Origin of the sequence: Nocardioides sp. URHA0020, from assembly GCF_000620705.1 — a bacterium.
Taxonomy (GTDB): Bacteria; Actinomycetota; Actinomycetes; order Propionibacteriales; family Nocardioidaceae; genus Nocardioides.
Genome location: NZ_KK211166.1, coordinates 364,729 through 388,860 on the forward strand (window position 1 = coordinate 364,729; position 24,132 = coordinate 388,860).

29 protein-coding genes are annotated in these 24,132 nt (G+C 73.7%); 16 read left to right on the forward strand and 13 right to left on the reverse strand.

Going from position 1 to position 24,132, the window contains the following annotated elements; translation table 11 throughout:
* Positions 1-39: 39 nt before the first annotated feature.
* The gene (locus tag N542_RS0106175; protein WP_028643179.1) at positions 40-738 is read right to left on the reverse strand and encodes an SGNH/GDSL hydrolase family protein; all 699 of its coding nucleotides are present in this window, start codon (positions 736-738) and stop codon (positions 40-42) included.
* Between the two features lie 111 nt (positions 739-849).
* On the opposite strand from N542_RS0106175, the gene N542_RS23645 reads away from it, so the two are divergent.
* Entirely contained in the window at positions 850-1,737 is an 888-nt protein-coding gene (locus N542_RS23645; protein ID WP_036506574.1) for an alpha/beta fold hydrolase, read from the forward strand.
* A gap of 6 nt (positions 1,738-1,743) precedes the next feature.
* Here the strand turns inward: N542_RS23645 and hflX are convergent, their stop codons facing one another.
* The gene (hflX, locus tag N542_RS0106185) at positions 1,744-3,240 is read right to left on the reverse strand and encodes a GTPase HflX (RefSeq protein WP_028643180.1); all 1,497 of its coding nucleotides are present in this window, start codon (positions 3,238-3,240) and stop codon (positions 1,744-1,746) included.
* 66 nt (positions 3,241-3,306) lie between these two features.
* Between hflX and N542_RS23650 the strand changes: the two genes are divergently transcribed.
* Complete coding sequence (locus N542_RS23650; protein WP_036506576.1) at positions 3,307-3,906, forward strand: nucleoside/nucleotide kinase family protein; 600 nt, start codon at positions 3,307-3,309, stop codon at positions 3,904-3,906.
* Here the strand turns inward: N542_RS23650 and N542_RS0106195 are convergent.
* On the reverse strand, positions 3,863-4,693 hold the full coding sequence (locus tag N542_RS0106195) for an AraC family transcriptional regulator (protein WP_028643181.1): 831 nt from the start codon (positions 4,691-4,693) through the stop codon (positions 3,863-3,865). The genes N542_RS23650 and N542_RS0106195 overlap by 44 nt on opposite strands.
* A 50-nt stretch (positions 4,694-4,743) precedes the next feature.
* Here N542_RS0106195 and N542_RS0106200 point away from each other — a divergent pair, with 50 nt between their 5' ends.
* Entirely contained in the window at positions 4,744-5,268 is a 525-nt protein-coding gene (locus N542_RS0106200) for a maleylpyruvate isomerase family mycothiol-dependent enzyme (protein ID WP_028643182.1), read from the forward strand.
* Between the two features lie 63 nt (positions 5,269-5,331).
* Here the strand turns inward: N542_RS0106200 and N542_RS0106205 are convergent, their stop codons facing one another.
* Genes N542_RS0106205 through miaA form a run of 6 tightly spaced genes read right to left on the reverse strand, consistent with a single transcriptional unit; the run spans position 5,332 to position 10,996 of the window.
* The gene (locus tag N542_RS0106205) at positions 5,332-6,108 is read right to left on the reverse strand and encodes an SDR family NAD(P)-dependent oxidoreductase (protein WP_028643183.1); all 777 of its coding nucleotides are present in this window, start codon (positions 6,106-6,108) and stop codon (positions 5,332-5,334) included.
* Positions 6,109-6,128: 20 nt separating this feature from the next.
* Entirely contained in the window at positions 6,129-6,947 is an 819-nt protein-coding gene (dapF, locus tag N542_RS0106210; RefSeq protein WP_028643184.1) for a diaminopimelate epimerase, read from the reverse strand.
* Positions 6,940-7,590 (reverse strand): MSMEG_1061 family FMN-dependent PPOX-type flavoprotein, encoded by a 651-nt coding sequence (locus N542_RS0106215; protein WP_028643185.1) that lies wholly within the window; start codon positions 7,588-7,590, stop codon positions 6,940-6,942. The genes dapF and N542_RS0106215 overlap by 8 nt, the downstream gene beginning before the upstream one ends.
* Positions 7,591-7,626: 36 nt before the next feature.
* On the reverse strand, positions 7,627-9,450 hold the full coding sequence (ggt, locus tag N542_RS0106220; RefSeq protein ID WP_028643186.1) for a gamma-glutamyltransferase: 1,824 nt from the start codon (positions 9,448-9,450) through the stop codon (positions 7,627-7,629).
* A 44-nt stretch (positions 9,451-9,494) separates the two neighbouring features.
* The gene (locus N542_RS0106225) at positions 9,495-10,046 is read right to left on the reverse strand and encodes a dihydrofolate reductase family protein (RefSeq protein WP_028643187.1); all 552 of its coding nucleotides are present in this window, start codon (positions 10,044-10,046) and stop codon (positions 9,495-9,497) included.
* A complete protein-coding gene (gene miaA, locus N542_RS0106230; protein ID WP_028643188.1) occupies positions 10,043-10,996 on the reverse strand; it encodes a tRNA (adenosine(37)-N6)-dimethylallyltransferase MiaA in 954 nt (317 codons plus the stop codon). Before miaA ends, N542_RS0106225 begins: the two co-directional genes overlap by 4 nt.
* A gap of 18 nt (positions 10,997-11,014) precedes the next feature.
* Between miaA and N542_RS0106235 the strand changes: the two genes are divergently transcribed.
* Genes N542_RS0106235 through N542_RS0106250 form a run of 4 tightly spaced genes read left to right on the forward strand, consistent with a single transcriptional unit; the run spans position 11,015 to position 12,212 of the window.
* Positions 11,015-11,194, forward strand: a complete 180-nt coding sequence (locus N542_RS0106235; RefSeq protein ID WP_028643189.1) for a hypothetical protein — start codon at positions 11,015-11,017, stop codon at positions 11,192-11,194.
* Complete coding sequence (locus N542_RS0106240; protein WP_028643190.1) at positions 11,195-11,656, forward strand: NUDIX hydrolase; 462 nt, start codon at positions 11,195-11,197, stop codon at positions 11,654-11,656.
* 23 nt (positions 11,657-11,679) lie between these two features.
* Complete coding sequence (locus tag N542_RS0106245; protein ID WP_155992871.1) at positions 11,680-11,943, forward strand: hypothetical protein; 264 nt, start codon at positions 11,680-11,682, stop codon at positions 11,941-11,943.
* Positions 11,940-12,212, forward strand: a complete 273-nt coding sequence (locus N542_RS0106250) for a hypothetical protein (protein WP_028643192.1) — start codon at positions 11,940-11,942, stop codon at positions 12,210-12,212. Before N542_RS0106245 ends, N542_RS0106250 begins: the two co-directional genes overlap by 4 nt.
* A 10-nt stretch (positions 12,213-12,222) precedes the next feature.
* On the opposite strand, the gene N542_RS0106255 is transcribed toward N542_RS0106250, so the two are convergent.
* Together N542_RS0106255 and miaB are read right to left on the reverse strand one after the other, a co-directional pair.
* On the reverse strand, positions 12,223-12,954 hold the full coding sequence (locus tag N542_RS0106255) for a peptidase E (RefSeq protein WP_028643193.1): 732 nt from the start codon (positions 12,952-12,954) through the stop codon (positions 12,223-12,225).
* Entirely contained in the window at positions 12,944-14,500 is a 1,557-nt protein-coding gene (gene miaB, locus N542_RS23655; RefSeq protein WP_081795041.1) for a tRNA (N6-isopentenyl adenosine(37)-C2)-methylthiotransferase MiaB, read from the reverse strand. Before miaB ends, N542_RS0106255 begins: the two co-directional genes overlap by 11 nt.
* Positions 14,501-14,601: 101 nt before the next feature.
* Between miaB and N542_RS0106265 the strand changes: the two genes are divergently transcribed.
* Genes N542_RS0106265 through N542_RS0106280 form a run of 4 tightly spaced genes read left to right on the forward strand, consistent with a single transcriptional unit; the run spans position 14,602 to position 17,786 of the window.
* On the forward strand, positions 14,602-15,714 hold the full coding sequence (locus tag N542_RS0106265; protein WP_028643194.1) for a TIGR03857 family LLM class F420-dependent oxidoreductase: 1,113 nt from the start codon (positions 14,602-14,604) through the stop codon (positions 15,712-15,714).
* Positions 15,711-16,754: a phosphotransferase family protein gene (locus N542_RS0106270; protein ID WP_028643195.1), complete on the forward strand. Its 1,044-nt coding sequence runs from the start codon at positions 15,711-15,713 to the stop codon at positions 16,752-16,754. The genes N542_RS0106265 and N542_RS0106270 overlap by 4 nt, the downstream gene beginning before the upstream one ends.
* A 10-nt stretch (positions 16,755-16,764) precedes the next feature.
* Complete coding sequence (locus tag N542_RS0106275; protein ID WP_028643196.1) at positions 16,765-17,610, forward strand: patatin-like phospholipase family protein; 846 nt, start codon at positions 16,765-16,767, stop codon at positions 17,608-17,610.
* On the forward strand, positions 17,607-17,786 hold the full coding sequence (locus N542_RS0106280; RefSeq protein ID WP_028643197.1) for a hypothetical protein: 180 nt from the start codon (positions 17,607-17,609) through the stop codon (positions 17,784-17,786). Before N542_RS0106275 ends, N542_RS0106280 begins: the two co-directional genes overlap by 4 nt.
* A gap of 22 nt (positions 17,787-17,808) precedes the next feature.
* Here the strand turns inward: N542_RS0106280 and N542_RS0106285 are convergent, their stop codons facing one another.
* Entirely contained in the window at positions 17,809-18,171 is a 363-nt protein-coding gene (locus tag N542_RS0106285; protein ID WP_028643198.1) for a VOC family protein, read from the reverse strand.
* Positions 18,168-18,938, reverse strand: a complete 771-nt coding sequence (locus N542_RS0106290) for a trans-aconitate 2-methyltransferase (protein WP_028643199.1) — start codon at positions 18,936-18,938, stop codon at positions 18,168-18,170. Before N542_RS0106290 ends, N542_RS0106285 begins: the two co-directional genes overlap by 4 nt.
* A gap of 66 nt (positions 18,939-19,004) precedes the next feature.
* Here N542_RS0106290 and N542_RS0106295 point away from each other — a divergent pair, with 66 nt between their 5' ends.
* The 5 genes from N542_RS0106295 (at position 19,005) to N542_RS0106315 (ending at position 24,122) form a co-directional block, all read left to right on the forward strand.
* Positions 19,005-19,493, forward strand: coding sequence for a MarR family winged helix-turn-helix transcriptional regulator (locus N542_RS0106295; RefSeq protein WP_028643200.1), 489 nt, complete (start codon positions 19,005-19,007; stop codon positions 19,491-19,493).
* A gap of 8 nt (positions 19,494-19,501) precedes the next feature.
* On the forward strand, positions 19,502-20,728 hold the full coding sequence (locus N542_RS0106300) for a sensor histidine kinase (RefSeq protein ID WP_051551443.1): 1,227 nt from the start codon (positions 19,502-19,504) through the stop codon (positions 20,726-20,728).
* Positions 20,725-21,390: a response regulator gene (locus N542_RS0106305; RefSeq protein ID WP_028643202.1), complete on the forward strand. Its 666-nt coding sequence runs from the start codon at positions 20,725-20,727 to the stop codon at positions 21,388-21,390. Before N542_RS0106300 ends, N542_RS0106305 begins: the two co-directional genes overlap by 4 nt.
* 96 nt (positions 21,391-21,486) lie before the next feature.
* Positions 21,487-22,230 carry an ABC transporter ATP-binding protein gene (locus N542_RS0106310; protein WP_028643203.1) on the forward strand — a complete coding sequence of 248 codons (744 nt, stop codon included), beginning with the start codon at positions 21,487-21,489 and terminating at the stop codon, positions 22,228-22,230.
* Positions 22,227-24,122, forward strand: coding sequence for an FtsX-like permease family protein (locus N542_RS0106315; RefSeq protein ID WP_028643204.1), 1,896 nt, complete (start codon positions 22,227-22,229; stop codon positions 24,120-24,122). Before N542_RS0106310 ends, N542_RS0106315 begins: the two co-directional genes overlap by 4 nt.
* Positions 24,123-24,132: the final 10 nt, after the last annotated feature.

The following is a 24,132-nucleotide window of genomic DNA, read 5'->3' on the forward strand; positions in this document are numbered from 1 at the left end:
CCTCCCACGGGCACCCACAGCGGACCTGCGGGACCGGTGCTAGCGCCGAGCCTCCAGCCCACCGAGGGCAGCGAGCCGGTCCGCGACGTACCGGCCGAACTCGACGTGGCCGGCGCGGGTGAGGTGCAGGTCGTCGGCGAGGTAGGTCAGGTCCAGACCGCTGGTGTCGACGTACGGGACGTCGTACTGGCGCGACAAGGACGAGAGGATCGCGTCGACGTGCGGGACGGCGCGGGCGCGCGCCGGCGCCGTGGCCGGGCCGACCACGACCACGCGGTAGCCCTGCAGCTGCTGCATCAGGCGGGCGAAGCCGGCACGGATCGAGGAGTCCGGCTGGTCGTAGTCGTTGAGACCGCCCTCGACCACCACGAGGTCGGCACCGCCACGCACGGCGTCGGGCGCGCGCCGCGCGAAGTCGACGCGGTCACAGTGGCTGGCGTGGACGCTGAAGCCGGAGCCGGAGAAGCCGGCGACGTGCACCGAGCCGGGCAACTGCGACGGCCAGGACCGGGCGGGGCGGGTCAGACCGAGTCCGGCGGACCAGGAGTCCCCGATGACGACGACGCGCCGGCCGGGGCCGGACGGGCTCGCGGCGCGGGCCAGGGAGTCGGCGGCGAACCGCTGGCACCGGCTGGCGTCGGCGCTCTGGGCGCGCACGCCCAGGGTGACGGACAACGCCGCCACCATCACCACCACGAACGCCGCGACCCACCACGGACGTCGTACCGACCAGTTCATTTCCACGTCTCCCGAGTGCTGTGCCACCAGCCTGGGCGACATGAGGTCGCCGACGTTGCCGAATGGCGAAGAAAGCGCGGTCGCGCAACCGAATCGTGATGTTCTGTCCGGATGAGCGATCTCCTCCACGTCCCGGGACCCGACGGCCGCACGATCGAGACCCTGGTGGGCGGTGACCCCGACGGGGTCGGCCTCCTCTTCCACGGCGGCTCACCGTCGGCCGCTGCGGCGTACCAGCCCTTCGACGACGCCGCCCGGTCGCTCGGGCTGCGGCTGGTGACGATCTCGCGGCCGGGGTACGGCGCCTCCACGCCCCGGCCCGCGCCCGGGCGGTACGCCGACGACGTGGTCGAGTCCGAGATCGTGCTCGACCACCTGGGCATCGATCAGTTCGTGACGCTCGGCTGGTCCGGCGGCGGTCCGCGCGCGCTGGCCTGCGCGGCCCTGCTGCCGGGGCGCTGCCGAGCCGCGGCGTCGCTGGCGGGCGTGGCGCCGTACGGCGCCGAGGGCCTGGACTGGTTCAACGGCATGGCCGAGGAGAACCACGAGGAGTACCACGCCGCCGAGGCCGGCCCTGCGGCGTACGAGACGTTCGTGGTCGAGCACGTGCTCCCGATGCTCGCGGCGACCCCGGACGAGCTGGAGGAGGCCTTCGGGGGGCTGGTGACGCCGGTGGACGTCGCCGTGCTGACCGCCGAGTTCGCCGACTGGATGAGCCGGACCTTCAACCACGCCGGCGCTCAGGGCGCCATCGGCGTCCGCGACGACGGGCTCGCCGCGGTGAGCCCGTGGGGCTTCGACCTCGCCGACATCACGGTGCCGGTCGCGATCTGGCAGGGCCGGCAGGACGCGATGGTGCCCTACGCGCACGGCGAGTGGCTGGCCGCGCACGTCCCGGGAGCCCAGGCGCACCTCTTCGAGGACGAGGGGCACCTCTCGCTGGTCGACCAGATGGACGTGATCCTGGCCGACCTCAAGCGGCTGGGCGGGGCCGGCTGAGCGCGCTCAGCCGGCCGCGTACGCCGCGAGCTCGCCGGCGAGGTCGGCGTTGGCGCGGCCCACCACGATCGTGCCGTCCCCGGTGTGCTCCATCGAGTCGATCTCGCCCTCCTGGTGCAGCCGGTTGATCAGGTCGCCGCGCTCGTAGGGCAGCAGCGCCCGGAACTCGACGCTCGGGCGGGGCAGCTCGCCCTCGATCACCGTGAGCGCCTCGGCGATGCCCTCGCCGGTCTTGGCGGAGACGACCACCGAGTGCGTCTCGCGCTGCCGCAACCGGGCCAACACCATCGGGTCGGCCTGGTCGGCCTTGTTGATGACGATCAGCTCGGGCACGGACATGGCGCCGATCTCCGCGAACACCTCGCGCACCGCGCTGATCTGACCCTCGGGGTCGGGGTGCGACCCGTCGACGACGTGGAGGATGAGGTCGGACTGGCCGACCTCCTCCAGCGTCGAGCGGAACGCCTCGACCAGCTGGTGGGGCAGGTGCCGCACGAAGCCGACGGTGTCGCTCATCGTGTAGACGCGGCCGTCGGAGGTCGTCGTCCGCCGGGTCGTGGGGTCGAGCGTCGCGAAGAGCGAGTCCTCCACCAGCACGCCGGCGTCGGTGAGCCGGTTGAGCAGCGTCGACTTGCCGGCGTTGGTGTAGCCCGCGATCGATACGCTCGGGATGTGGTGGCGCTGGCGCTCCTGCCGCTTGGTGTCGCGGGTGCCCTTCATCTCGCGCAGGTCGCGGCGCAGCTTGGCAATCTTGGTGTTGATGCGGCGGCGGTCGGTCTCGATCTTGGTCTCACCGGGACCGCGGCCACCGATGCCGGCACCGCCGGCGACGCGGCCACCGGCCTGGCGGGAGAGGTTGCCACCCCAGCCGCGCAGGCGCTGCTTCATGTAGTTGAGCTGGGCCAGCTCGGTCTGGGCCTGGGCCTCGCCGGAGCGGGCGTGCTGGGCGAAGATGTCGAGGATCAGCGCGGTTCGGTCGACCACCTTGACCTTCAGCTTGTCCTCGAGGTTGCGCAGCTGGCTGGGGGCGAGCTCGCCGTCGCAGATGACGGTGTCGGCACCGGTCGCCTGGACGATCTCGGCGATGCCCTCGACCTTGCCGCGCCCGACGTACGTCGCCGGGTCCGGCGTCTGCCGGCGCTGGTAGATCGCCTCGAGCACCTCGGAGCCGGCGGTCTCGGCCAGCAGCGCGAGCTCGGCCATGGAGTTCTCGGCGTCCTCGGTCGTGCCCTCGGTCCAGACGCCGACGAGGACCACCCGCTCGAGCCGGAGCTGGCGGTACTCGACCTCGGTGATGTCCTCGAGCTCGGTGCGGAGCCCGGCCACGCGGCGGAGCTGGTGCCGCTCGGCGAGCTCCATCGCGCCGACGGTGGGCTCGTCGCCCTCCTCGGGATCGGGCTCGTCGGTCCAGGTGTCGTCGACGACCTCCGGGGCGTCGGAGTCGTCCCAGTCGGCGGTCTCCTCGAGCTCGGAGTCGAGGCTGAAGTCAGATGCGTTGCTCATACGCCCCCAAGAGTACGTTCGCGCCCCAGACGGAGCGAACCCTTAACCTCGCTCTACCGTGACGGGGTGGACCTCCCCGCGATCACGCCCGGTCTCCGGCTGCTCGGCATCACCGGTGCGCCCGGGGTCGGCAAGTCCACGGTGGCCCGTCTGCTCGGCCTCCCGGTGGTGCCCATGGACGGCTTCCACTACGCCGACGTGGAGCTCGTGCGGCGGGGGCTGCGTGATCGCAAGGGTGCGCCGGAGACCTTCGACGCACCGGGGTACGCCGCACTGCTGGGCCGGGTCCGCGCCGGCGAGGCCGACGTGGTGGCGCCGATGTTCGAGCGCGACCTGGAGCAGCCGATCGCGGGAGCGGTGCCGGTGCCGCCGGCCGGGCCGGTGGTGACCGAGGGCAACTACCTGCTGCTCGACCAGCCGCGCTGGCGCGCCGTACGGCGCCAGCTCGACGTGGTGTGGCACCTGCACCTCGACGACGGCGTACGACGTGAGCGGCTGGTCGCACGGCACGTCGAGTTCGGCAAGACGCCGGAGGAGGCGCGGGCCTGGGTGGCGCGCGTGGACGAGGCCAACGCCGCGCTGGTCGGGGCCGCGGCCGCGCGGGCCGACCTGGTGATCGAGCTCAGCCCGGAGGGCGTCGCTCCGCGGCGTACTCCCCCGGCGTGAGGCCGGTGACGGCCCGGAAGTCCCGCCCGAAGTGGGCCTGGTCGGCGTAGCCGAGGTCGGCCGCCACCCGCGCGAGGTCGGGCCGGTCGCTGCCCGCGAGCCGCTCGGCGGCCTCGTGGAGGCGTCGGCGCTGGATCAGCCACTTCGGCGACAGCCCGATGCGGCGGGCGGTGAGCCGCTGCAGGGTGCGCTCGGTGATCGCGAACTTGTCGCAGACCTGGCCGACCCGCTGCACCTCGGCGTCGCCCTCGACGTGCTCGACGATGGCGTTGACCAGCCGGCCCTCCTCGTCGACGGGCAGCAGGGTCGCGAGCGACGCCTCCATCGCCGCGACCGCCGACTGCCGGCGATCCGGGTCGTCGGGCTCGTCGCCGATCGCCTCGCGGACCCGGGCGACGAGGTCGGCGTCGGCGAGCGGCACGGCGCGGTCGGTGAGCTGCTCGACCGGTCCGCCGACGAGGGCGAGCCCGGCGGCCGGCTGGAGCATGGTGCCGAGGGCCCAGCCGCTGCCGCTGAGCTCGGTGGTGGACAGCCCGGTGCTCGGACCGACGAGCAGCGCGTAGCTGTCCGAGATCACGGTGAGGCAGACGGGGTACTGCAGCACGCGCTGCACCGAGGTCCGGCCGGCGGGAAGGGCCCAGATGGGCATCCAGTAGCGGCGTACGACGTCTGCGAGCGCGGGGCTCGGCGCGTAGCGGTGGATCGGCGGGGTGTAGCCGGTCTCGTCGAGCAGGTGGGCCCGCTCGGTCGGGTCGATCGGTCGCGCGGCGCCCTCAGGTCCCGTCATGTGTCGGATTCTTTCAAGAACCGCCGGTGTCCGCGAGGCACGGTGGAGCCATGAACTTCTACCTCGCTGCCGCCGACCGCTTCACCGCCACCGTGGAGGCGACCACCGACTGGTCCGCTCCGAGCCCGTGCGAGGACTGGACCGCCGCCGACGTCGTCGGCCACGTGGTCGACACCGAGCGGCAGTTCCTCGAGGGTCACGACGTCGACCTGGGCGCTCGCCCGTCGGGCGAGCCGGGCGAGGTGTGGCGGGAGCACCTGGCCGCCGTACGCCCGGTCGTCTCCGACGACGACCTCCGCGCCCGCGAGTACGACGGCTTCTTCGGGCGCACGACGATCGGCGCGACCCTCGACGCCTTCTACGGCTTCGACCTGGTCGTCCACGGCTGGGACCTCGGCTCGTCGAACGGGCGGCCGACCACCTTCACGGACGCCGACATGGACGTGATGGAGCAGGCCTTCATCGGCTTCGGGGAGCACGCGTACGACGAGGGCGTCTTCCGCCAGCCCGTCGAGGTCGCCGACGACGCGGACCGGCAGACCAGGCTCCTGGCGCGGATGGGTCGTCGGGCGTAGTCGGGTCGTCCGCCTGAGGCCGGTGCAGAGAGATGCCGGAGGCGGACGACCCGAGGCAGATGACTACTTCGGGGGCATCCGGATGCCGCCGTCGACGCGGATGACCTCGGCGTTCAGGTAGCTGTTGGTGATGCACTCGACGACCATGCTGGCGAGCTCGTCCGGGACGCCGAGGCGCTTGGGGAAGAGCACGTTGGCGCCGAGGTTGGCCTTGAACGCGTCGGACTCCGGGCCCTCGCCGTAGATCGGGGTGTCGATCAGGCCGGGCGCGACGGTGTTGAGGCGGATCCCGGAGGCCGACAGGTCACGGGCGACCGGGAGGGTCATCCCGACGACGCCGCCCTTGGACGCGGAGTACGACGCCTGGCCGATCTGCCCGTCGAAGGCGGCGACGCTGGCGAGGTTGACGATGGCGCCGCGGCAGCCGTCGGCGTCGGGCTCGTTGCGGCTCATCACGGTCGCGGCGAGGCGGACCACGTCGAAGGTGCCGATCAGGTTGATCGCGATCACCTTGGTGAACGCGGCCAGGTCGGCCGCCGAGTCGAACTCGCCGTCGCGGCCGATGGTGCGCTGCGCCCACCCGATGCCGGCGGAGTTGACGACCGCGCGCAGCGGCGCGATCTCGGCGGCCGCGTTGACCGCGGCCTTGATCTGGTCGGTGTCGGTCACGTCAACCCGGGCGAAGACGCCGCCGATCTCCTGGGCGAGGGCTTCACCCTTGTCGGCCTGCAGGTCGGCGACCACGACGATCGCGCCCTTCGCGGCGAGCTGGCGGGCGGCCGCGGCTCCGATGCCGGACGCGCCTCCCGTGACGATGGCACTGGCTCCGTTGATGTCCATGGCTCGGAGCATAGAACCCGTTACAGGTCCGTGGTCCCCCGGGCCACGACCACCGCGGGGCCGGTGAGCAGGATCCGGTTGCCCGAGGTCCAGGTGACGGTGAGGGTGCCGCCGGGCACGTCGACGCGGTAGGCGACGTCCTCGGGCGGCGGTCCGACGACGCCGTCCGCGACGGCCGCGGCCACCATCACGGCACCGGCGCCGGTGCCGCACGACCGGGTCTCCCCCGAGCCGCGCTCGTGCACCCGCATCGCGACGTGCCGGTCACCGCGGCGTACGACGAACTCCACGTTGACGCCGTGGGGGTACGTCGCCGCGTCGTGCTCCGGCGCGTCGAGCAGGTGGCCGGCGTCCTCGAGCGCGTCGACGAACGCGACGGCGTGCGGGTTGCCCATGTCGACGTGCCGGGCGACCCAGGCATGACCGGGTACGGCGACCTTCGACTCGCCGAGCACGGTCGGCTCGCCCAGGTCGGCGGTGATCAGGTCACCGTCGACGAGCAGGGTCTTCACGCCGTCGCGGGTGCCGATCGGGATCGGCTCCGAGGGGTCGGCGAGCCCCTCCTCGACCAGGTGCCGGGCGAAGACCCGGATCCCGTTGCCGCACATCTCCGAGAGCGAGCCGTCGGCGTTGCGGTAGTCCATGAACCACCGGTCGCCGTCGCGGACGACGCGCAGCACCCCGTCGCCGCCGATCCCGGCGTGCCGGTCGCACAGCGCGCGCACCCGCGCCGACATCTGCTCGGCCGGCAGGTCGCCGTGGACGGTGCCGTCGTGGTCGGGCAGCAGCACGAAGTCGTTCTCGGTGCCGTGGCCCTTGAGGAAGGGGTACTCAGGCACGGCCGGTCCCGTAGAGGCCCTGGGCGTAGCTGGCCTCGGCGTAGTAGGCGTCGAGCTCCTCCAGCGTCATCCCGCTGGGCTCGACGTCCTTGGCGATCACCGCGCGGCGCGGGACGGTGCCGTCGGGGTCCCAGGTCTCCGGCTTCCACAGCCCCGAGCGCAGGAACGCCTTCGCGCAGTGGAAGAAGATGTCGTCGATGTCGACGACCACGGCCAGGACCGGCCGGTGGCCCTTGACAACCATCTCGTCGAAGAACGGGGCATCGCTGACGAGCCGGGCCCGACCGTTGATGCGCAGGGTGTCGCCGCGGCCGGGGATGAAGAAGTTCAGCCCCACGTGGGGGTTCTGCAGGATGTTCTTGTAGCCGTCGGCCCGCTTGTTGCCGGGCCGCTCGGCCAGCGCGATCGTGTGCTCGTCGATGACGTGGACCAGCCGGCCGGCCGGGTCGCCCTTCGGCGAGGCGTCGCACTCGCCGAGCGCGGACGCGGTGGCCAGGACGCAGAACGGGGTCGCGGCCAGCCAGTCGCGGTCGACGTCGAGGAGCGCCGTACGCCCCTTGTCGCGGGCGCGGGCGTGCGGCTCACCCAGCAGACCGACGAGGTCGTCGACGGTCGTGATCTCGGTCCAGGCGGCGGTCGGCACCCCTCAACGGTACGGGGCGCCCGCCCGGGCCGCACCTCAGTTGGGGTGCACCACCGCGGCCGCGCCGCCACCGCGACGCGTCGGCTCCGCCGCGACCACCAGCCGCCGGCCGCGGAACTCGATGCCGGTGGCCGCGCCGATCTCCTGGGTGCCGGTGAAGATGTCCTGGTAGGGCACCACGTCGTGACCGAGGGCCTCGAGCGCGGCGCCGTAGCGCTGCTCGAACGCCGGCTCGGCCTGGTCGGTCGTGGTGTTGCGCTGGGTCACCCGCGGCGCGGCGATCGCCTCGGGCAGGGTCATGCCGAGGTCGAGCCGGTTGACCAGCACCTGGAGGACGGTCGTGATGATCGTCGAGCCGCCGGGCGAGCCGACCGCGAGCGCGGGCCTGCCGTGCCGGAGCACGATCGTCGGCGCCATGGACGAGCGCGGCCGCTTCAGCGGCTCGATCCGGTTGGGGTCGGCGGGGTCGTACGTCGCCGTGAAGTCGGTGAGCTCGTTGTTGAGCAGGAAGCCGCGGCCGGGCACGACGATGCCGGAGCCACCGGTCTGCTCGATGGTCAGCGTGTACTCGACGACGTTGCCCCACCGGTCGGCGACGGTGAGATTGGTGGTCTCGACGTTCTCGGTGTCGTTCGCCGTCGTGCCGGCCGCCCCGCTGGACGCGCACCTCCCGTCGTACGACGTGATGTCGCCGGCCGCCACCGGCTTCGCCAGCGTGGCCGTCGGGCTGATCAGGCAGGCCCGCTCCGCGGCGAACCTGTCGGAGAGCAGGTCGCGCAGCGGTACGTCGACCTGCGCCGGGTCGCCGACGTACGCACCCCGGTCGGCGAAGGCGAGCGCGCTCGCCTCGAGGTAGCGGTGCAGGGCCTGGGCGCGCGGCATGCCGGCGAGGTCGGAGCGCTCGAGGATGTTGAGCGCCTCACCGACCGTCGAGCCGCCGGACGACGACGGGGCCATCCCGTAGACGTCCAGCCCGCGGTAGCCGATCCGGGTCGGTCGGCGGTCCAGGGCGCGGTAGCGCTTCAGGTCGCGCCTGACCAGGTAGCCCCTCGGGACCGGCAGCGTGGTGTCGGCGGTCTTCGGTGGCCTGCGGACGGCCCGCACGATCTCGCCCGCGATCGCACCGCGGTAGAAGGCCTTCGTGCCCTTGCGGGCCAGCAGGCGGTACGTCGCCGCCAGGTCCGGGTTGCGGAAGGTGCTGCCCACCGCCGGGGCGTGGCCGCCCCGCCAGTAGAGCCGCTTGGTCGGCACGAACGCGGTGAAGCGCTGCTTGTTCTGCTCCACCTGGCTGTTGAAGGTCTGGTCGACCACGAAGCCGCGGTCGGCGAGCCGGGCGGCCGGTCGCAGCGACGCGCCCAGCGACCGCGTGCCCCAGCGGTCGAGCGCGCGCTGCCAGGTCGCCAGCGTGCCGGGCACCCCGACCGAGACGCCGCTGGTGACCAGCTCCGGCGAGAAGTTGTAGGGCTTGCCGGTGGTGGGGTCGATGAACGCGTCGTGCGGCATCGCGGCCGGCGCGGTCTCGCGACCGTCGATCGTCTGCACCTTGCCGGTCCTCGCCGAGTAGTGGACGAAGTAGCCACCGCCGCCGATGCCGGCGCTGAACGGCTCGGTCACGCCGAGCGCGGCCGCCGTGGCGACGGCGGCGTCCGTGGCATTGCCGCCGGCGCGCAGCACCCGCAGCCCGATCTGCGTGGCGTAGGGGTCGACGGAGGTCACCGCACCTCCGGAGCCGTACGCCGTCGCGCGCTTGGGTGGCTCGGCGGCGCGCGGACGGGCCGACGCGGCCGCCTCGGAGGGAGCCGAGACCCCCACCAGGGTGGCGGTCAGGGACAGGGCTGCGAGGGCAGAGACGGCACGCATGGATCAACCTCCCGAGAAGCGGTTGCTCCCTGTCCGGTGCCCGCTCAGTCGGGGGGTAAACGCGGGCCGACCACCCGGTAGCGCGCGCAGACGAAGGCCCGGTTGCGGTCGACCTCGAGCAGCTCGAGGTCGAAGCGGCGCGGGAAGAGCGGCTTGCCCGAGCCCACGGTGACCGGCGCGATCGACACGACGACCTCGTCGAGCAGGCCGGCCTCGGCGAACTGGGCGGCCAGATCTCCCCCGCCGACGACCCAGACGTCCCGGCCGTCGGCCGCAGCGGTCATGGCGGCGTGCACCTCGGCGACGGGCGCCGCCGTCAGCTGCACGGAGTCGGCGGCGAGCGGCAGGTCGCGGTGGGTGAAGACCCAGCTCGGCTCCTCGTAGGCCCACGGGTCCCCGGAGGTCTCGTTGTGCCGGAGCACCCACTCGTACGTCGACGCACCCATCGCGATCGCGCCGATGGTCGCGATGAACGCGCCGTAGCTGAACGGACCGACCTCGTCGATCGGCTGGGTCAGCAGCCAGTCGAGCGAGTGGTGGTCGTCGGCGAGGAACCCGTCCAGCGTGGTGGCGGTGTAGAAGATCGTGCGGCTCATGCGTCCAGGATGGAGCCGGCCGCCGACAGTGCGCGCCGGGCGGCGTCGACGGCCCGGTCGGCGAGGGCGGGGTCGTCGTACCGCAGCCAGACGATCCGCGGGTCCTTGCGGAACCAGCCGTCCTGGCGTCGGGCGAACCGCCGGGTCGCGTAGACGGTCCGCTGGCGGGCCTCTGCCAGGCTCAGCTCGCCCCGCAGGTGCGCCACGACGTCGCGGTAGCCGATGGCGACGGACGCCGTACGCCCCTCGGCGAGGCCCTGGTCGAGCAGCCGCTCCACCTCGGCGACGAAGCCCTGCTCGAACATCAGGTCGACGCGGCGCTCGATCCGCTCGTCCAGGGTCGGCCGGTCGATGTCGACACCGATCTGGACGGTGTGCGGGTCGGCGTACTCCAGGGTCGGCAGCGAGGCGCTGTAGGGGCGCCCGGTGATCTCGATGACCTCGAGGGCGCGGACGGTACGGCGGCCGTTCTCGACCAGCATCCGGTCGGCGGCCTCCGGGTCGAGCGTGCGCAGGCGCTCGTAGAGGACGGCCGGGCCGACCTCGGCGAGCTCGGCCTCCAGCCGCTCCCGGACGGCCGCGTCGGTGGCGGGGAACTCGAAGCGGTCCACGATCGCCCGGGTGTAGAGGGCGGAGCCGCCGACGAGCACCGGCGTCCGCCCCGCGGCGCGCAGCTCGCTCACGGCCGCGCGCGCCCAGTCCTGGAACTGCGCGACCGTGGCCGGGTCGCGGACGTCGAGCGTGTCGAGCAGGTGGTGCGGGATGCCGCGACGCTCGGCGACCGGCAGCTTCGCCGTGCCGACGTCCATGCCGCGGTAGACCTGCATGGCGTCGGTGTTGACCACCTCGCCGCCGAGGCGCTCGGCGAGGTCGAGCGAGAGGTTGGTCTTGCCGGAGGCCGTGGCCCCGACGACGGCCACGATCGGCACGCGGTCGGGGGTTGGCTGCACGTGGCTAGTGTGGCAAACATGACCGCACCCGTGCCCGAGGAGAACGACGAGCCCACCGCGACCGACGGCGACGGCACGCCCCCGGGCGAGCACCCCACGGAGATGACCGAGGGCCACGACGCCACCCCTCCGGGCGAGCAGGCGGAGAACGCCGAGACCTCGCTGGACGAGCCCTCCGACGGCTCCGGGGGTCAGTGAGTGACGCACGGCCGCTTCGTCGTCGTCCCGGCGGCGTACGTCTTCCTGCTGCGTGAGGGAGCCTCCGGCACCGAGGTGCTGCTCCAGCTGCGCCGCAACACCGGCTACATGGACGACCACTGGGCCGCGGCGGCCGCGGGCCACGTCGAGCAGGGCGAGACGGCGTACGACGCCGCGCACCGCGAGGCCGCCGAGGAGATCGGCGTCGCCGACCTGGACCTGTCGTTCGTGACCTCGATGCAGCGCACCCGGCACGCCGAGGCGATCGACGAGCGCATCGACTTCTTCTTCACCGCCCGCTCCTGGACCGGGGAGCCGCGCATCGTCGAGCCCGAGAAGGCCGCCGACCTGCGCTGGTGCCCGCTCGCCGACCTGCCGGAGCCGGTGGTGCCGCACGAGCGGGTCGTGTTGGAGGCCCTGCGAACGGGTACGGCGACGGCGTACTCCACCTTCGGCTTCTGAGCCCGACCCACGAGGAGACTGCCGTGTCCCACCCTGACCTCGGCCCCATGCCCGATCCCGAGATCGAGCCCGGCGAGCCCAACCCCGGCGGGGCCGACGCCCTCGTGGAGGACCCGGACTCGCTGAACGCGATCCCCGACCTGACGCCGGAGGAGAACCCGGCTCTGACCGAGGTCGCCCCCGAGACCGTCCAGCAGGAGGTCTCGGACAGCGAGGACACCTCGACGGAGGCCACCGAGTCCGATGACGGCAAGGACGCCGAGCCGGAGCGGGAGTCGCCGGCATGAGCGGGGACGCCGACGAGGAGCTCCAGTCCTCGACTCCCGGCTCGAGCGGTCCGGCCCGCGCGGCCGGCGGCATGGGCGTGAGCAGCGAGCGGGTCGGCTCGACCGGCCCCGGCCAGGAGGCCACCGACGGGCTGCTGGACGTGTCGGAGCACGAGCGCGAGCCAGGCGAGGAGACGCCTCCCGAGCAGTCGCCGGGCAATCCGGAGCACAACCCCGCCGGCCTGGGACCCAAGGCGGGCTACTCCGAGCAGGACCCGCGCTCGGAGTGAGCCGTCGGGCTCAGCGCAGTCGCGTGACGTCGAGCTGGGTCTCGACGGCGCTGCCGTCGGGGCCGCTCTCGACGAAGTAGGCGCCCGCGCCGTCGATCTCGGCGTACGCCTCGACCATCTCGGTGCCGCGGTAGAGCAGACCGGCGCCGTCGTCGGTGGCGTAGCCCGCCGGCAGCGTGCCGTCGGCGACGAGGGACTGGAAGAGCGGGCGGCGCTGCTCCTCGCTGTCGTAGTGGACGCCGTTGGAGAAGGGCAGCAGGCCGAGGCCGTCGGTGATCGGGCGCAGCTGCGGGCCGAAGGAGTCGGTGGTGCCACCGACGTGCCAGCAGATGGATCCGGCCGAGACGCCGGTCAGCACGACACCGGCCTCCCACGCGGTCCGCATCGCCGTGTCGACGCCGTGCAGGCGCCACATCGCCAGCAGGCCGGCGACGCTGCCGCCCCAGACCCAGACGACGTCCTGCTCCAGCAGGTGCGCGGTGACGTCCTCGACGTTGGGCATCGTGAAGAGCTGCACGTGGGAGGGGTGGAAGCCTCGCTGCTGGGCCGCGTTGTAGAAGTCGCGCAGCAGCCCCGCGTCGTCCCCGCAGGCGGTGCCGAGGAAGCAGACGCGCGGCGCCCGTCCGGTCGCGCCGGAGAGCTCGACGGCGTGGTCGGTCATCGGGCCGACACCCCAGCGCAGGCGGTCGTCGGGCGCCCAGCCGCCGGAGGTCGCGAGGATCGTGGGTGCGTCAGCAGGCACGGGTCGCCTCCGGCAGCGGTGCGGGTACGCCGATGCTCGGCATGCCGAGGGCGACCCCGGCCGTCGCGGGTCCGTCGCCGGACTCCTGAGCCTGTCGCAGGGCCCAGGCGTCGCCGGAGCGCGTGTGTCGTACGGCGCTCGCCGGCCCGTCGGCGACCAGGTGGTGCGGAGCGGCGTACGTGATCTCGACCGTCACCATGTCGCCCGGTCGCACCTCGACGCCCTCGGGCGGGGTGAAGTGCACCAGGCGGTTGTCGGGGCCGCGGCCGGAGAGGCGGTGGGTCGCCTTGTCCTTGCGTCCCTCGCCCTCGGAGACCATCAGCTCGACGCGCCGTCCGACGAGCCGCTGACCCTCCTGCCACGCCACGTCGTCGACCAGGGCGGCCAGCCGCTCGTAGCGGTCCCTGACCACCTGGGGGGAGATCTGGTCCTCCAGCGTGGCGGCGGGGGTGCCGGGGCGCTTGGAGTACTGGAACGTGAACGCACCGGCGAAGCGTGCCTCCCGCACCACGTCGAGCGTCGCCTGGAAGTCCTCCTCGGTCTCGCCCGGGAAGCCCACGATGATGTCGGTGGTGATCGCGGCGTCGGGCATGGCCGCCCGCACCCGCTCGATGATGCCGAGGTACTTCGCCTGCCGGTAGGACCGGCGCATGTCCTTGAGGACCTTGTCGGAGCCGGACTGCAGCGGCATGTGCAGCGAGGGCATCACGTTGGGCGTCTCGGCCATCGCCTCGATGACGTCGTCGGTGAACTCCGCGGGGTGCGGGCTGGTGAAGCGCACCCGCTCGAGCCCCGCGATGTCGCCGCACGCGCGCAGCAGCTTGGAGAAGGCCTGGCGGTCGCCGAACTCCACGCCGTACGCGTTGACGTTCTGGCCGAGCAGGGTGATCTCGGAGACGCCGTCGGCGACCAGCGCCTCGATCTCGGCCAGGATCTCGCCGGGGCGGCGGTCCTTCTCCTTGCCCCGCAGCGCCGGGACGATGCAGAAGGTGCAGGTGTTGTTGCAGCCGACGGAGATCGAGACCCAGGCGGCGTACGCCGAGTCGCGCTTGGTCGGCAGGGTCGAGGGGAAGACCTCGAGCGACTCCAGGATCTCGACCTGCGCCTCCTCCATCGACCGCGCGCGGTCGAGCAGGGCCGGCAGCGAGCCGATGTTGTGGGTGCCGAAGACGACGTCGACGTACGGCGCCCTCGCCGTGATCGTCGAGCGGTCCTTCTGCGCGAGGCAGCCGCCGACGGCGATCTGCATGCTGGGGTTGGCGGCCTTGATCGGCGCCAGGTGCGAGAGGTTGCCGTAGAGCTTGTTGTCGGCGTTCTCGCGCACCGCACAGGTGTTGAAGACGACGACGTCGGCCTGCTCGTCGGCGCCGGCCGAGACGTAGCCGGCGCCCTCGAGCAGCCCGGTGAGGCGCTCGGAGTCGTGGACGTTCATCTGGCACCCGTAGGTGCGGACCTCGTACGTGCGTGCCGCACCGCCGGTCGCGGAGGGACGCGGTCCCGTCTCGGGACCCGGTGACTTCTGGGCGGTCTCTGGCGTGGCAGTCATGGCCGGACCAGGGTACGGCGAGCGCGGCCGCTGCCCGGAATCCGACGCCGACGGGCGCGATGACCTGACGCGTGTCAATTCGACTGCTAGCGTGCCCGGCTGTGACCGACACCACGTCTCGCCCCGAGGGCCAGGAGCTGCCGGAGATCGGCTGCTACGGCCTGGCCGGGCACTCGGCGAGCCCGCGCGACCTGCTCGGCGAGGTGCGTCTCGCCGAGCGGCTGGGCATCGGCTCGGTCTTCCTCTCCGAGCGGTTCAACGTCAAGGACGCCGCCGTCATGGCCGGCGCGGCCGGCGCGGTCAGCGAGACGATCGGCATCGCGACCGCCGCGACCAACCACAACACCCGGCACCCGCTGGTGACGGCGACGTTCGCGACGACGATGCACCGGTTGACCGGTGGGCGCTACGCGTTCGGGCTCGGCCGCGGCTTCGACCTGCTCTTCGACGTCATGGGCGTGCCGCGGGTCACCGGCGCGCAGATGGAGGACGCGGTCGGGATCTACCGCTCGCTGTGGCACGGCCAGGCCGTGCTCGGCCACGACGGGCCGGCCGGCAGCTACCCGTACCTCAGCCAGGACAGCTCCTTCGACGAGGACATCCCGGTCCTGATGATGGCGATCGGCGGCCGCACGCTCGAGCTCGCGGGCCGCGTCGCCGACGGCGTCGTGCTGCACACGTTCCTCTCCGACGAGACGCTCGCCCGGTCGGTCACGACCATCCGGAGGTCCGCGGAGGAGGCCGGCCGCGACCCCGCCGGCGTCCGCATCTGGGCCGTGCTGGCCACCGTCGAGGAGTCGATCCCCGAGGAGCTGCGGCTGCGCAAGCTGGTCGGCCGGCTCGCGACCTACCTCCAGGGGTACGGCGAGGTGCTGGTGCGCGCCAACGGCTGGGACCTGGCCGCGCTCGAGCGGTTCCGGACCGACGACCTGGTGGTCGGCTACCCCGGGGCGTTCGACGCCATCGGCACCGTCGAGGAGCTCACCCACCTGCGCGACGACGTGCTGCCGCCCGAGTGGCTGGCCGCGTCGGCCACCGGGACGGCCGCCCGGTGCGCGTCCCGGATCCAGGACCAGCTCGACGCGGGCGCCGACAGCGTGATCCTGCACGGCGCCACCCCGACCGAGCTGGCGCCCGTGCTCGACGCGTGGCGCGAGATCCGACCCAGCGCGCAGCTCTCCGGACTGCCGACCAACCCAGGACGGTCCCGATGAACATCGACGAGCTCACGCCCGCCTGGCTGTCGCAGGCGCTCGGCCGCCAGGTCGACGACCTCACCGCGACGCCGGTCGGCACCGGCCAGATCGGCACCTGCTACCGCCTGGCGCTGAGCGGGAGCGACGTACCGGCGAGCCTGCTGGCGAAGCTGCCCGCACCCGATCCGGGCACCCGTGACCTCCTCGCCAACGTCTACCGCACCGAGCTGCGCTTCTACTCGCTGATCGCGCCGACCGTCGACGTCCGGGTGCCCGCGTCGTACTACTCCGAGATGGCGGCGGACTCCGGCGACTTCACGCTCCTGCTGGAGGACCTCGCCCCGCGCGAGCAGGGCGACCAGCTCGCCGGCTGCTCGGTGGGGCAGGCCCGCGACGCCGTGGTCAACCTGGCCGGGCTGCACGGTCCGCGCTGGTGCGACCCGACGCTGCTCGACGTCGAGGGCCTGCAGGTCAACGGACCCGAGGACGCGTCGCTGATGGCCGAGCTGTACGGCCCCGCCACCGACATCTTCGTCGACGGCCTGGCGGCGCTGCTGAGCGACGAGGACGTCGTCACGCTGCGCCGGGTCGTCGAGATCGTCGAGGCCTGGGCGCTCGCGCGGGCGGAGCGGTTCGGGCTCGTGCACGGCGACTACCGCCTCGACAACCTGATGTTCCCACCCGGCGGCGGCGACGGCGTCGTCGCGCTGGACTGGCAGACGCTCAGCCTGGCCCTGCCCGCTCGCGACCTCGCGTACTTCCTCAGCACCGGCCTCTCCGTCGAGGACCGGCAGGCCCACGAGCGCGAGCTCGTGGCGGCGTACCACTCAGCGCTCGCGGCGTACGCCGTCGACGGCTCGCCGCTCGCCGGCTACTCGCTCGAGGAGTGCTGGGAGGACTACCGGTTCGCGATGGTGCAGGGACCGCTGGTGTCGGTCTTCGGCTGTGCCTACGGCACCCGCACCGAGCGCGGTGACCGGATGTTCGCCGCGATGGTGGCCCGCTCGTGCGCGGCGATCCGCGACCTCGACACCCTCGCGCTCGTGCCCGGCCAGTAGGTTCGCGGGCATGACACTGCGACGCGGACTGGTGCTCGGCGGAGGTGGGATCACCGGCATCGCCTGGGAGACCGGCCTGCTCTACGGACTGCAGGAGCTCGGCGTCGACGTGACCACCGCCGACGCGGTCGTCGGCACGTCGGCGGGCTCGGTGGTCGGAGCCCAGATCACCACCGGCGTCACGCTCGAGGACCTCTTCGCCTACCAGGTCTCGACCCCGAGGCCGGCGCCGCTGGCGACGATCGGGCCGCGCGTGCTGGCCGGGTTCGCCTGGTCGCTCGCCCGTGCGCGGGGTGACCTCGAGACCTTCGGGCGGCTGGTCGGCCAGTGGTCGGTACGCCGCGCCGAGGCCGGGCGGCTGCCGACGCTGGAGGAGCGTTTCGAGGCGATCCGCGAACGGCTCCCGGTCCAGGAGTGGGCCGACGACCGGCGCCTGCAGGTCACCGCCGTCGACGCCACCTCCGGGGCGCTGCGCACCTTCGACGGCTCCGACGGCGTGTCGTTGGTCGAGGCGGTCGCGGCGAGCTGCGCCGTGCCCGGGGTCTACCCACCGGTCCCGATCGACGGCCGACCGTTCATCGACGGGGGCGCCCGGTCGGGCTCGAACGCCGACCTGCTCGCCGACTGCGACCGGGTGCTCGCGTTCACGCCCGTCGACCGCGCGATCGGGCCGATGCGGACCGCCGGCCAGCTGCTGGGGTCGGTGCCCCACCTCGTGGTCGCGCCCGACGCCGACTCGGTCGCCGCCATCGGCAGGAACGTCCTCGACCCGGCCCAACGGCCCGCCTCCGCGCGCGCCGGGCGGTCCCAGGCCGCCAAGGTGGCCCCGCTCGCCGGAGAGATCTGGCACTCGTGAGCGAGCGTCGGATCAGCTGGTCGCTCCTCGCCTTCGCGCTGCTGCTGCTCGTGCCGGTCGTGGGCGGCGTCGTGCTGCTCGCCCATGACGGCGGAGCGGCGCTCGGCCTGGCCCTGATCGGCTTCTTCGGGGCCGGTGTCGTCGTGCTGGGTCGCAAGGCGCTGACGGGCGGCTGAGCCCGCGCGCCGAGCGGTCTACTCAGCCGAGGACCTCGACCCGGTTGCCGTGCACGTCGGCGGTGTGGAAGCGCTGGTAGCCCGGGAACGTGCCTCGCTGGCTCCAGTCGACCTCGAAGCCGAGCCCCTGCAGCCGCTCCGCCATCCTCTCGAGCGCGGTGACGTCGTCGAGGAGCAGGGCCGGGTGCGCCTTGCGGGCGGGGACGAACGGGTCCTCGACCCCGACGTGGATCTCGGCTCCTCCGCCGCGGAACCACGCCCCGCCGCGGGCCCGGAGGTCGACGGGCTTCTCCACCTCGGTCAACGCGAGGCCGTCGCGGTAGAAGCGCCGCGCCTCGTCCTCGCCGCCGGGCGGGCAGGCGACCTGGACGTGGTGCAGCCTCATGCCGGCACCCGGGCCACCACGAACACCCGCCGGAAGGGCAGCACGACGCCGTACGCGTGCTCGGGGTAGGCCGCGGCGAGCCGGCTCTTGAACTCCCTCTCGAAGTCGACCCGCAGGTCGGCGGGCAGGGCCTGGAGGGTCGGTCGGGCGCCGGTGCCGGAGACCCAGGTGAAGACCGGGTCCGGGCCGGTGAGCAGGTGGAGGTACGTCGTCTCCCACGCGTCGACGGTGCAGCCGAGCCCGGCGAGCGCGTCGAGGTAGACCGCCGGGTCGTGGCTGCTGGGGACGGCGACCCCGGCGGTGTGGGCGGCGTACGGCGCCTGCCCGGCCAGCTCGTCGCGCATCGTGTGGCTGGGCTCGTCGAAGTTGCCGGGCACCTGGAAGGCGAACCAGCCGCCCGGGGCGACCTGGGCGACGAGCGCCGGCAGCAGCTCGAGGTGGCCGGGGACCCACTGCAGCGTCGCGTTGGAGACCAGCACGTCGACCGGCTCGGGTGGGACCCAGGAGCGCAGGTCGGCGACGTCGAACGCGATCGCGGGCACGGCGGTCCGAGCGGCGGCGATCATCTCCGCGCTCGAGTCCAGCCCGACGACCGACGCCTCGGGCCAGCGCTCGGCGAGCAGCGCCGTCAGGTTGCCCGGCCCGCAGCCCAGGTCGACCACGGCGCGTGGTCGCGTGGCGCCGATCCGCGCGATCAGGTCGACGAACGGCCGACCGCGCTCGTCGGCGTAGGTCAGGTAGCGGTCGGGGTCCCAGGTGTGGCTCACCCCCACATCGTGCGCCCGTAATTATCTTGATGTCAAGATTCTCGACGGATCCGCTACGCTCGCGCCATGCGGGACGAGGTCGACGAGCTGGTCGAGGCGTGGGCGCGCGAGCGTCCCGACCTCGACGTGGCGCCCGTCGAGGTGTTCAGCCGGATCAGCCGGCTGGGCCGGCACCTGGACCTGGCGCGGCGCGACGCCTTCACGACCGCCCGCGTGGAGTCCTGGGAGTTCGACGTGCTGGCCGCGCTGCGCCGCGCCGGTGCGCCGTACGAGCTCTCGCCCGGCAAGCTGCTGCGCGAGACGCTGGTGACCAGCGGGACGATGACCAACCGGGTCGACCGGCTGGTCGACCGCGGCCTGGTGGAGCGGCTGCCGGACCCGCACGACCGTCGCGGCGTGCTGGTGCGGCTCACGCCCGAGGGCAAGGTCGCCGTGGACAGCGCGTTCGAGAAGCTGCTGGACGCCGAGCAGACCTTCCTCGACGGGCTGCCGGAGAAGGACCGCGTGAAGCTGGCCGGTCTGCTGCGCACGCTGCTCGCGCCCTTCGCGAGCTGAGGCCGCACGTGCCCGCCCGGAGCCCCGGCTCGCGCCGTCTCGTCGTCGCCCTCGGCTGCTGGGTGCTGTCGGCTGGCGCCCTCCTGCTGCTGCCCGTGCTCTCCGAGTCCGACCGGGGCACGCAGCTGCCGGCGGTGGGCTCCTTCGGATGGTGGGTCGGCGCCGCCCTGCTGACGGCCCAGGCGGGCCTGCTCGTCCGCGCGTGGCAGGCGCCCCGCGCCGTGCTGGTCGCCGTCGCCGCGGCGGCGCCGCTCGCCGCCCTCGCCGGGCTCGACGACGCCACGAGCCTCACCTCGCTCGCGGTCATGGTCGCGACGTACGTCGCCGCGACGTGCCGGCCGGTCGCAGCGCTCTGGCCGGCGCTCGTGGCCGCCGCTGTGCTCGTGGCCGCGGGTGGCCTGATCAGCGGCGCCGCGACCGATGCCCCCGCCTCCGAGCTGGTCGGCGGCTCGCTCCTGCAAGCACTGGGGTCCGTCGGCCTGGCCCTCCTGGTGGCCACCATCGTCAACGCCCGCCGCGACGTCCGGCAGGCCCGCGAGCGTCAGGTCGAGGCGCTGGAGCGGGAGCAGGTCGCGCTGGTGCAGGCCGCCATCGCCCGCGAGCGGACGGCCATGGCGCGCGAGCTCCACGACATCGCCGCGCACCACCTGTCGGGGATCGCCGTGATGACGGCCGCGATCGCCACCCAGATCGACGCCGACCCCGCCGCGGCCAAGATCGCCGTCGGGCAGGTGCGCAAGGAGAGCACCGAGGTGCTGCGCGACCTGCGCAGCCTGGTCGGCCTGCTGCGCGAGGACCAGGCGCCCGGCGAGACCCGCCCGGAGGACCTGCAGGGCGTCGCGGCGCTCGTCGGCGACCGCGTCGCGGCAGGGCAGCCGGTCGACCTCGCCGTCCTCCACGGCCCCGGAGACCCCGCCCACGGGGTGGGCCCGTTGGCCCAGCTGGCGGCGTACCGCATGGTGCAGGAGGCGCTGGCCAACGCCGCCCGGCACGCACCCGGTGCCACCGTGCACGTCCTCGTCGACGAGCGCGCCCCGGACGTCGTCCGGGTCACGGTCGACAACGGTCCGGGTGGCCCCGGCGACACCGACCCCGGTTCCGGCTTCGGGCTGGTCGGCATGCGCGAGCGCGCAGAGCTCACCGGTTCCACGCTCGAGGCGGGGCCCACGGACGACGGCGGCTGGCGGGTGTCCCTCGCGCTGCCCCGCGATGACCCTGCGGAGGAGGACCGATGATCCGCGTGGTGGTGGCCGACGACCAGGCGCTGGTGCGTGCGGGCCTGGGCACGCTGCTCGGCGCCGAGCCCGACATCGAGGTGGTGGGCACGGCGGCCGACGGCGACGAGGCAGTCGCGAGGGCACGCGAGCTGCGCCCCGACGTCGTCTGCATGGACATCCGGATGCCCGGCCGGGACGGCATCAGCGCCACCCGTGCGCTGTGCGGTCCCGGCGTGCCGGACCCCGTGCCGGTGCTGGTGCTGACGACGTTCGACATCGACGACTACCTCTTCGGCGCCCTGGAGGCCGGGGCGTCCGGCTTCCTGCTCAAGGACGCCGATCCCGCGGTCCTGGTCCAGGCGGTGCGGTCGGTGGCGGCGGGCAACGGCACCCTCGACGACGCCCTCACCAAGCGGGTGCTGCGCGAGGTCGTCGAGCGACGGCAGACCCAGCCGGTGAGCGCGGCCCGCGGGACCGACCTGCTCACCGCCCGCGAGCTGGAGATCGTGCTGCTGCTGGCGCAGGGCATGTCCAACGAGGAGATCGCCCGCTCGCTGGTCCTCGAGCAGTCGACGGTGAAGTCCCACCTGGCGCGCATCCTGCCCAAGCTCGGCGTGCGGTCCCGTCTCCAGGCCGCCGTCTGGGCCTACCAGAACAAGGTCGTGGACCTCCCCGACTGAGTGCTCGCACCGCCGGGTTGCATCGAAGGATGCAACCTCCGGATCTCGTCCTGACGGCGCTCGTGCCGGCGACGCCGCGCTCCTAGCGTCGTGGACATGACCTCCTCCCCCACGCTGGCCCCTCCGGCCGTCCACCTGATCGACGTCCACAAGACCTATCCCGGCGCCGCGCCGGTGCACGCCGTCCGTGGGGTCTCGCTCGCGCTCGCCCCCGGCTCCTTCACCGCCGTCATGGGCCCCTCGGGGTCGGGCAAGTCGACGCTGCTCAGCTGCGCCGCCGGCCTGGACACCCCGACCAGCGGCCGGATCCTGGTCGGCGAGCACGAGATCGGCTCGCTCTCGAGCGACGCGCTGACCCGCTTCCGGCGCGAGCACGTCGGCTTCGTCTTCCAGTCCTACAACCTCATCGGGCACCTGACGGTCGCTGACAACCTCCGGCTGCCGATGGTGCTGGCCGAGCGCGAGCCCGACCCGGCCTGGCTGGCGGAGCTGGTCGCAGCCGTCGGGATCGCCGGCCTGGAGGGCCGCCGCCCCGGTGAGCTGTCCGGAGGACAGGCCCAGCGGGTCGCCATCGCCCGGGCCTTGCTTCCCCGCCCGACCGTCGTCCTGGCCGACGAGCCCACCGGCGCTCTCGACTCCCGCACCGGGGCCGAGGTGCTCCAGGTCCTGCGGTCGACCGCGCGGCGCTTCGACCAGACGGTCGTGGTCGTCACCCACGACCCCCGGGTCGCGGCCGCCGCCGACCGGGTGATCTTCCTCGCCGACGGTCGACTCGTCGACCACCTCGATGCCCCGACCGCCGAGCAGATCACCGCGCGCATGGTCGCGCTGGGCCGATGAGCGCCAGGACCGCCGCGGACGTCCAGCAGGCCTGGGCCTCGGTGCGTGCCCACCGCGGCAGCCTGAGCGGCACCTTCGTGGTGATCGCGCTCGCGGCAGCGCTGCTCGCAGCGACCGGTCGCCTGCTGGAGTCGGGGCTGCGCGCCTCCGGCACCGAGGGGGACACCGGGCTGCTCGCCGCCCTCGCCGGGTCGTTCGCCGGCACCGCGCTGGTCGTCGTCGTGCTCGTCGTCGCCTCGACGGTGACGCTGGCCCTGCGCCAGCGTCGTCAGGAGCTCGCCCTGCTGCGCGCCGTGGGCGCGACCCGGACCCAGGTGCGGCGCGCGATCCGCACCGAGCTGCTCCTGGTGACCGTCCTCGCTGCGCCGCTCGGCGCCGTACCCGGCCTCCTGGCCGCCGGGGCGACCCGGCCGCTGCTGCGGGACGCGGGCATGATCGGCGCCGACACCGCCCTGGTGCTCGACCCCGCGGCCGCGCTCGGCGCCGTCGCGCTGCTGCTGCCGGTCGCACTCGTGGCCGGTCGGCTGGCCACCCGCGAGACGCTGCGCCAGCCGCCGACCGTCGCCGTGCGTGACAGCGGTGTCGAGCACCGCGAGATCGGACGCGTGCGCCGGGCTCTCGCGATCGTCACGGCCGCGCTCGGGCTGCTGGCCGCCGGCTCACCGCTGGTGGTGCCGGGCACGGCGGGCAGCGCCTCCGCCGCGATGTCGGCGCTGCTCCTCGTCGCCGCCGCCGCCCTCGCCGGGCCGCTGCTGGTCACCTGGCTCCTCGCCCGGACCGGCTCGCTCTCCGGGCGGGTCCGTCGACCCGCCACGCGCCTCGCGCTCGCCAACAGCCGCGGCTTCTCCCGCCGTCTCGCCACGGTCGTCGTCCCTCTCGCCGTGATGGTGGCGGTCGGGACCGTCCAGGGCAGCGTCAGCTCCGCCGTCGCCACGGCCGGCGCCGAGCAGCTGCGCGCGGGGCTGACGGCCGACCTGGTCGTCACCGACCCGGACGGCGGGCCGCTCGACGCACCGGCCGTCGCGGCCACCACCGGCGTCCAGCACGCCTACCCGCTGGCCGCCGTGACCGCGCGGGTCCGCACCGACGACGAGGCCGTCCCCGGACTGGCCTCGCTCTCCTGGGAGTCGGTGGGGCTCCGGGTGCTGCCTGCCGGGGGCGTCGGCACCTCGTACGACCCCGGCGTCGTGGCGGGCTCGCTGAGGAGCCTCGACGAGCCGGGCACGGTGGCGGTCAGCACCGACGCCCGGTTCGAGACCGGGAAGGGTCTCGGTGACGGCGTCGAGGTCCGGCTGCCGGGCGACCACACCACGACGCTGCGCGTCGTCGCGGTCTACGACCAGGGTCTGGGCTTCGGTGGCTACCTCGTCGGCGCTCCCACGATGACCGCCGCCGACGTCCCGACCCGGGTCGACACCGTCCTGGTGGAGACCACCGACCCCGACGGTGTACGACGGGAGCTGGCCTCCCGCGGCGTCACGGCGACCACACCGGCGGCGTACGCCGATGCCGCGACCACCGCGGACGCCGGGGAGCAACGGCTCTCGCTGGTGCTGCTGGTCGCGCTGCTCGCCTTCGTCGCGGTCGCCGCAGCGAACGCGCTGGTGATGGCCACCGCCGGTCGGCGCGGCGAGCTCGTGCTCCTCCGGCGCACCGGAGCGACCCGGCGCCAGCTGGTCACGATGTCGCTGGTCGAGGCGCTGGTCACGGCGGGCGTGGCGTGGCTGATCGGCACCGTCGCCTTGGTGCCCGCCGTGATCGGGGTCAGCGCCGGGCTGCTGGGGCTCGCCGTGCCGGTCGTCGACCTCACGACGTACGCCCTGCTCAGCGCGGTCGTGCTCGTCGTGGCGGTCGGCTCGATCGTGCCGACCGTGGCCGTCCGGTCGAGGTGACTACTCCAGC

Coding starts and splice junctions, on each gene's coding strand:
- N542_RS0106175 (WP_028643179.1), bottom strand. CDS start 738: ATGAACTGGTCGGTACGACGTCCGTGGTGGGTCGCGGCGTTCGTGGTG.
- N542_RS23645 (WP_036506574.1), top strand. CDS start 850: ATGAGCGATCTCCTCCACGTCCCGGGACCCGACGGCCGCACGATCGAG.
- hflX (WP_028643180.1), bottom strand. CDS start 3,240: ATGAGCAACGCATCTGACTTCAGCCTCGACTCCGAGCTCGAGGAGACC.
- N542_RS0106195 (WP_028643181.1), bottom strand. CDS start 4,693: ATGACGGGACCTGAGGGCGCCGCGCGACCGATCGACCCGACCGAGCGG.
- N542_RS0106200 (WP_028643182.1), top strand. CDS start 4,744: ATGAACTTCTACCTCGCTGCCGCCGACCGCTTCACCGCCACCGTGGAG.
- N542_RS0106205 (WP_028643183.1), bottom strand. CDS start 6,108: ATGGACATCAACGGAGCCAGTGCCATCGTCACGGGAGGCGCGTCCGGC.
- ggt (WP_028643186.1), bottom strand. CDS start 9,450: ATGCGTGCCGTCTCTGCCCTCGCAGCCCTGTCCCTGACCGCCACCCTG.
- N542_RS0106225 (WP_028643187.1), bottom strand. CDS start 10,046: ATGAGCCGCACGATCTTCTACACCGCCACCACGCTGGACGGGTTCCTC.
- N542_RS0106235 (WP_028643189.1), top strand. CDS start 11,015: ATGACCGCACCCGTGCCCGAGGAGAACGACGAGCCCACCGCGACCGAC.
- N542_RS0106250 (WP_028643192.1), top strand. CDS start 11,940: ATGAGCGGGGACGCCGACGAGGAGCTCCAGTCCTCGACTCCCGGCTCG.
- miaB (WP_081795041.1), bottom strand. CDS start 14,500: ATGACTGCCACGCCAGAGACCGCCCAGAAGTCACCGGGTCCCGAGACG.
- N542_RS0106270 (WP_028643195.1), top strand. CDS start 15,711: ATGAACATCGACGAGCTCACGCCCGCCTGGCTGTCGCAGGCGCTCGGC.
- N542_RS0106275 (WP_028643196.1), top strand. CDS start 16,765: ATGACACTGCGACGCGGACTGGTGCTCGGCGGAGGTGGGATCACCGGC.
- N542_RS0106285 (WP_028643198.1), bottom strand. CDS start 18,171: ATGAGGCTGCACCACGTCCAGGTCGCCTGCCCGCCCGGCGGCGAGGAC.
- N542_RS0106295 (WP_028643200.1), top strand. CDS start 19,005: ATGCGGGACGAGGTCGACGAGCTGGTCGAGGCGTGGGCGCGCGAGCGT.
- N542_RS0106305 (WP_028643202.1), top strand. CDS start 20,725: ATGATCCGCGTGGTGGTGGCCGACGACCAGGCGCTGGTGCGTGCGGGC.
- N542_RS0106310 (WP_028643203.1), top strand. CDS start 21,487: ATGACCTCCTCCCCCACGCTGGCCCCTCCGGCCGTCCACCTGATCGAC.
- N542_RS0106315 (WP_028643204.1), top strand. CDS start 22,227: ATGAGCGCCAGGACCGCCGCGGACGTCCAGCAGGCCTGGGCCTCGGTG.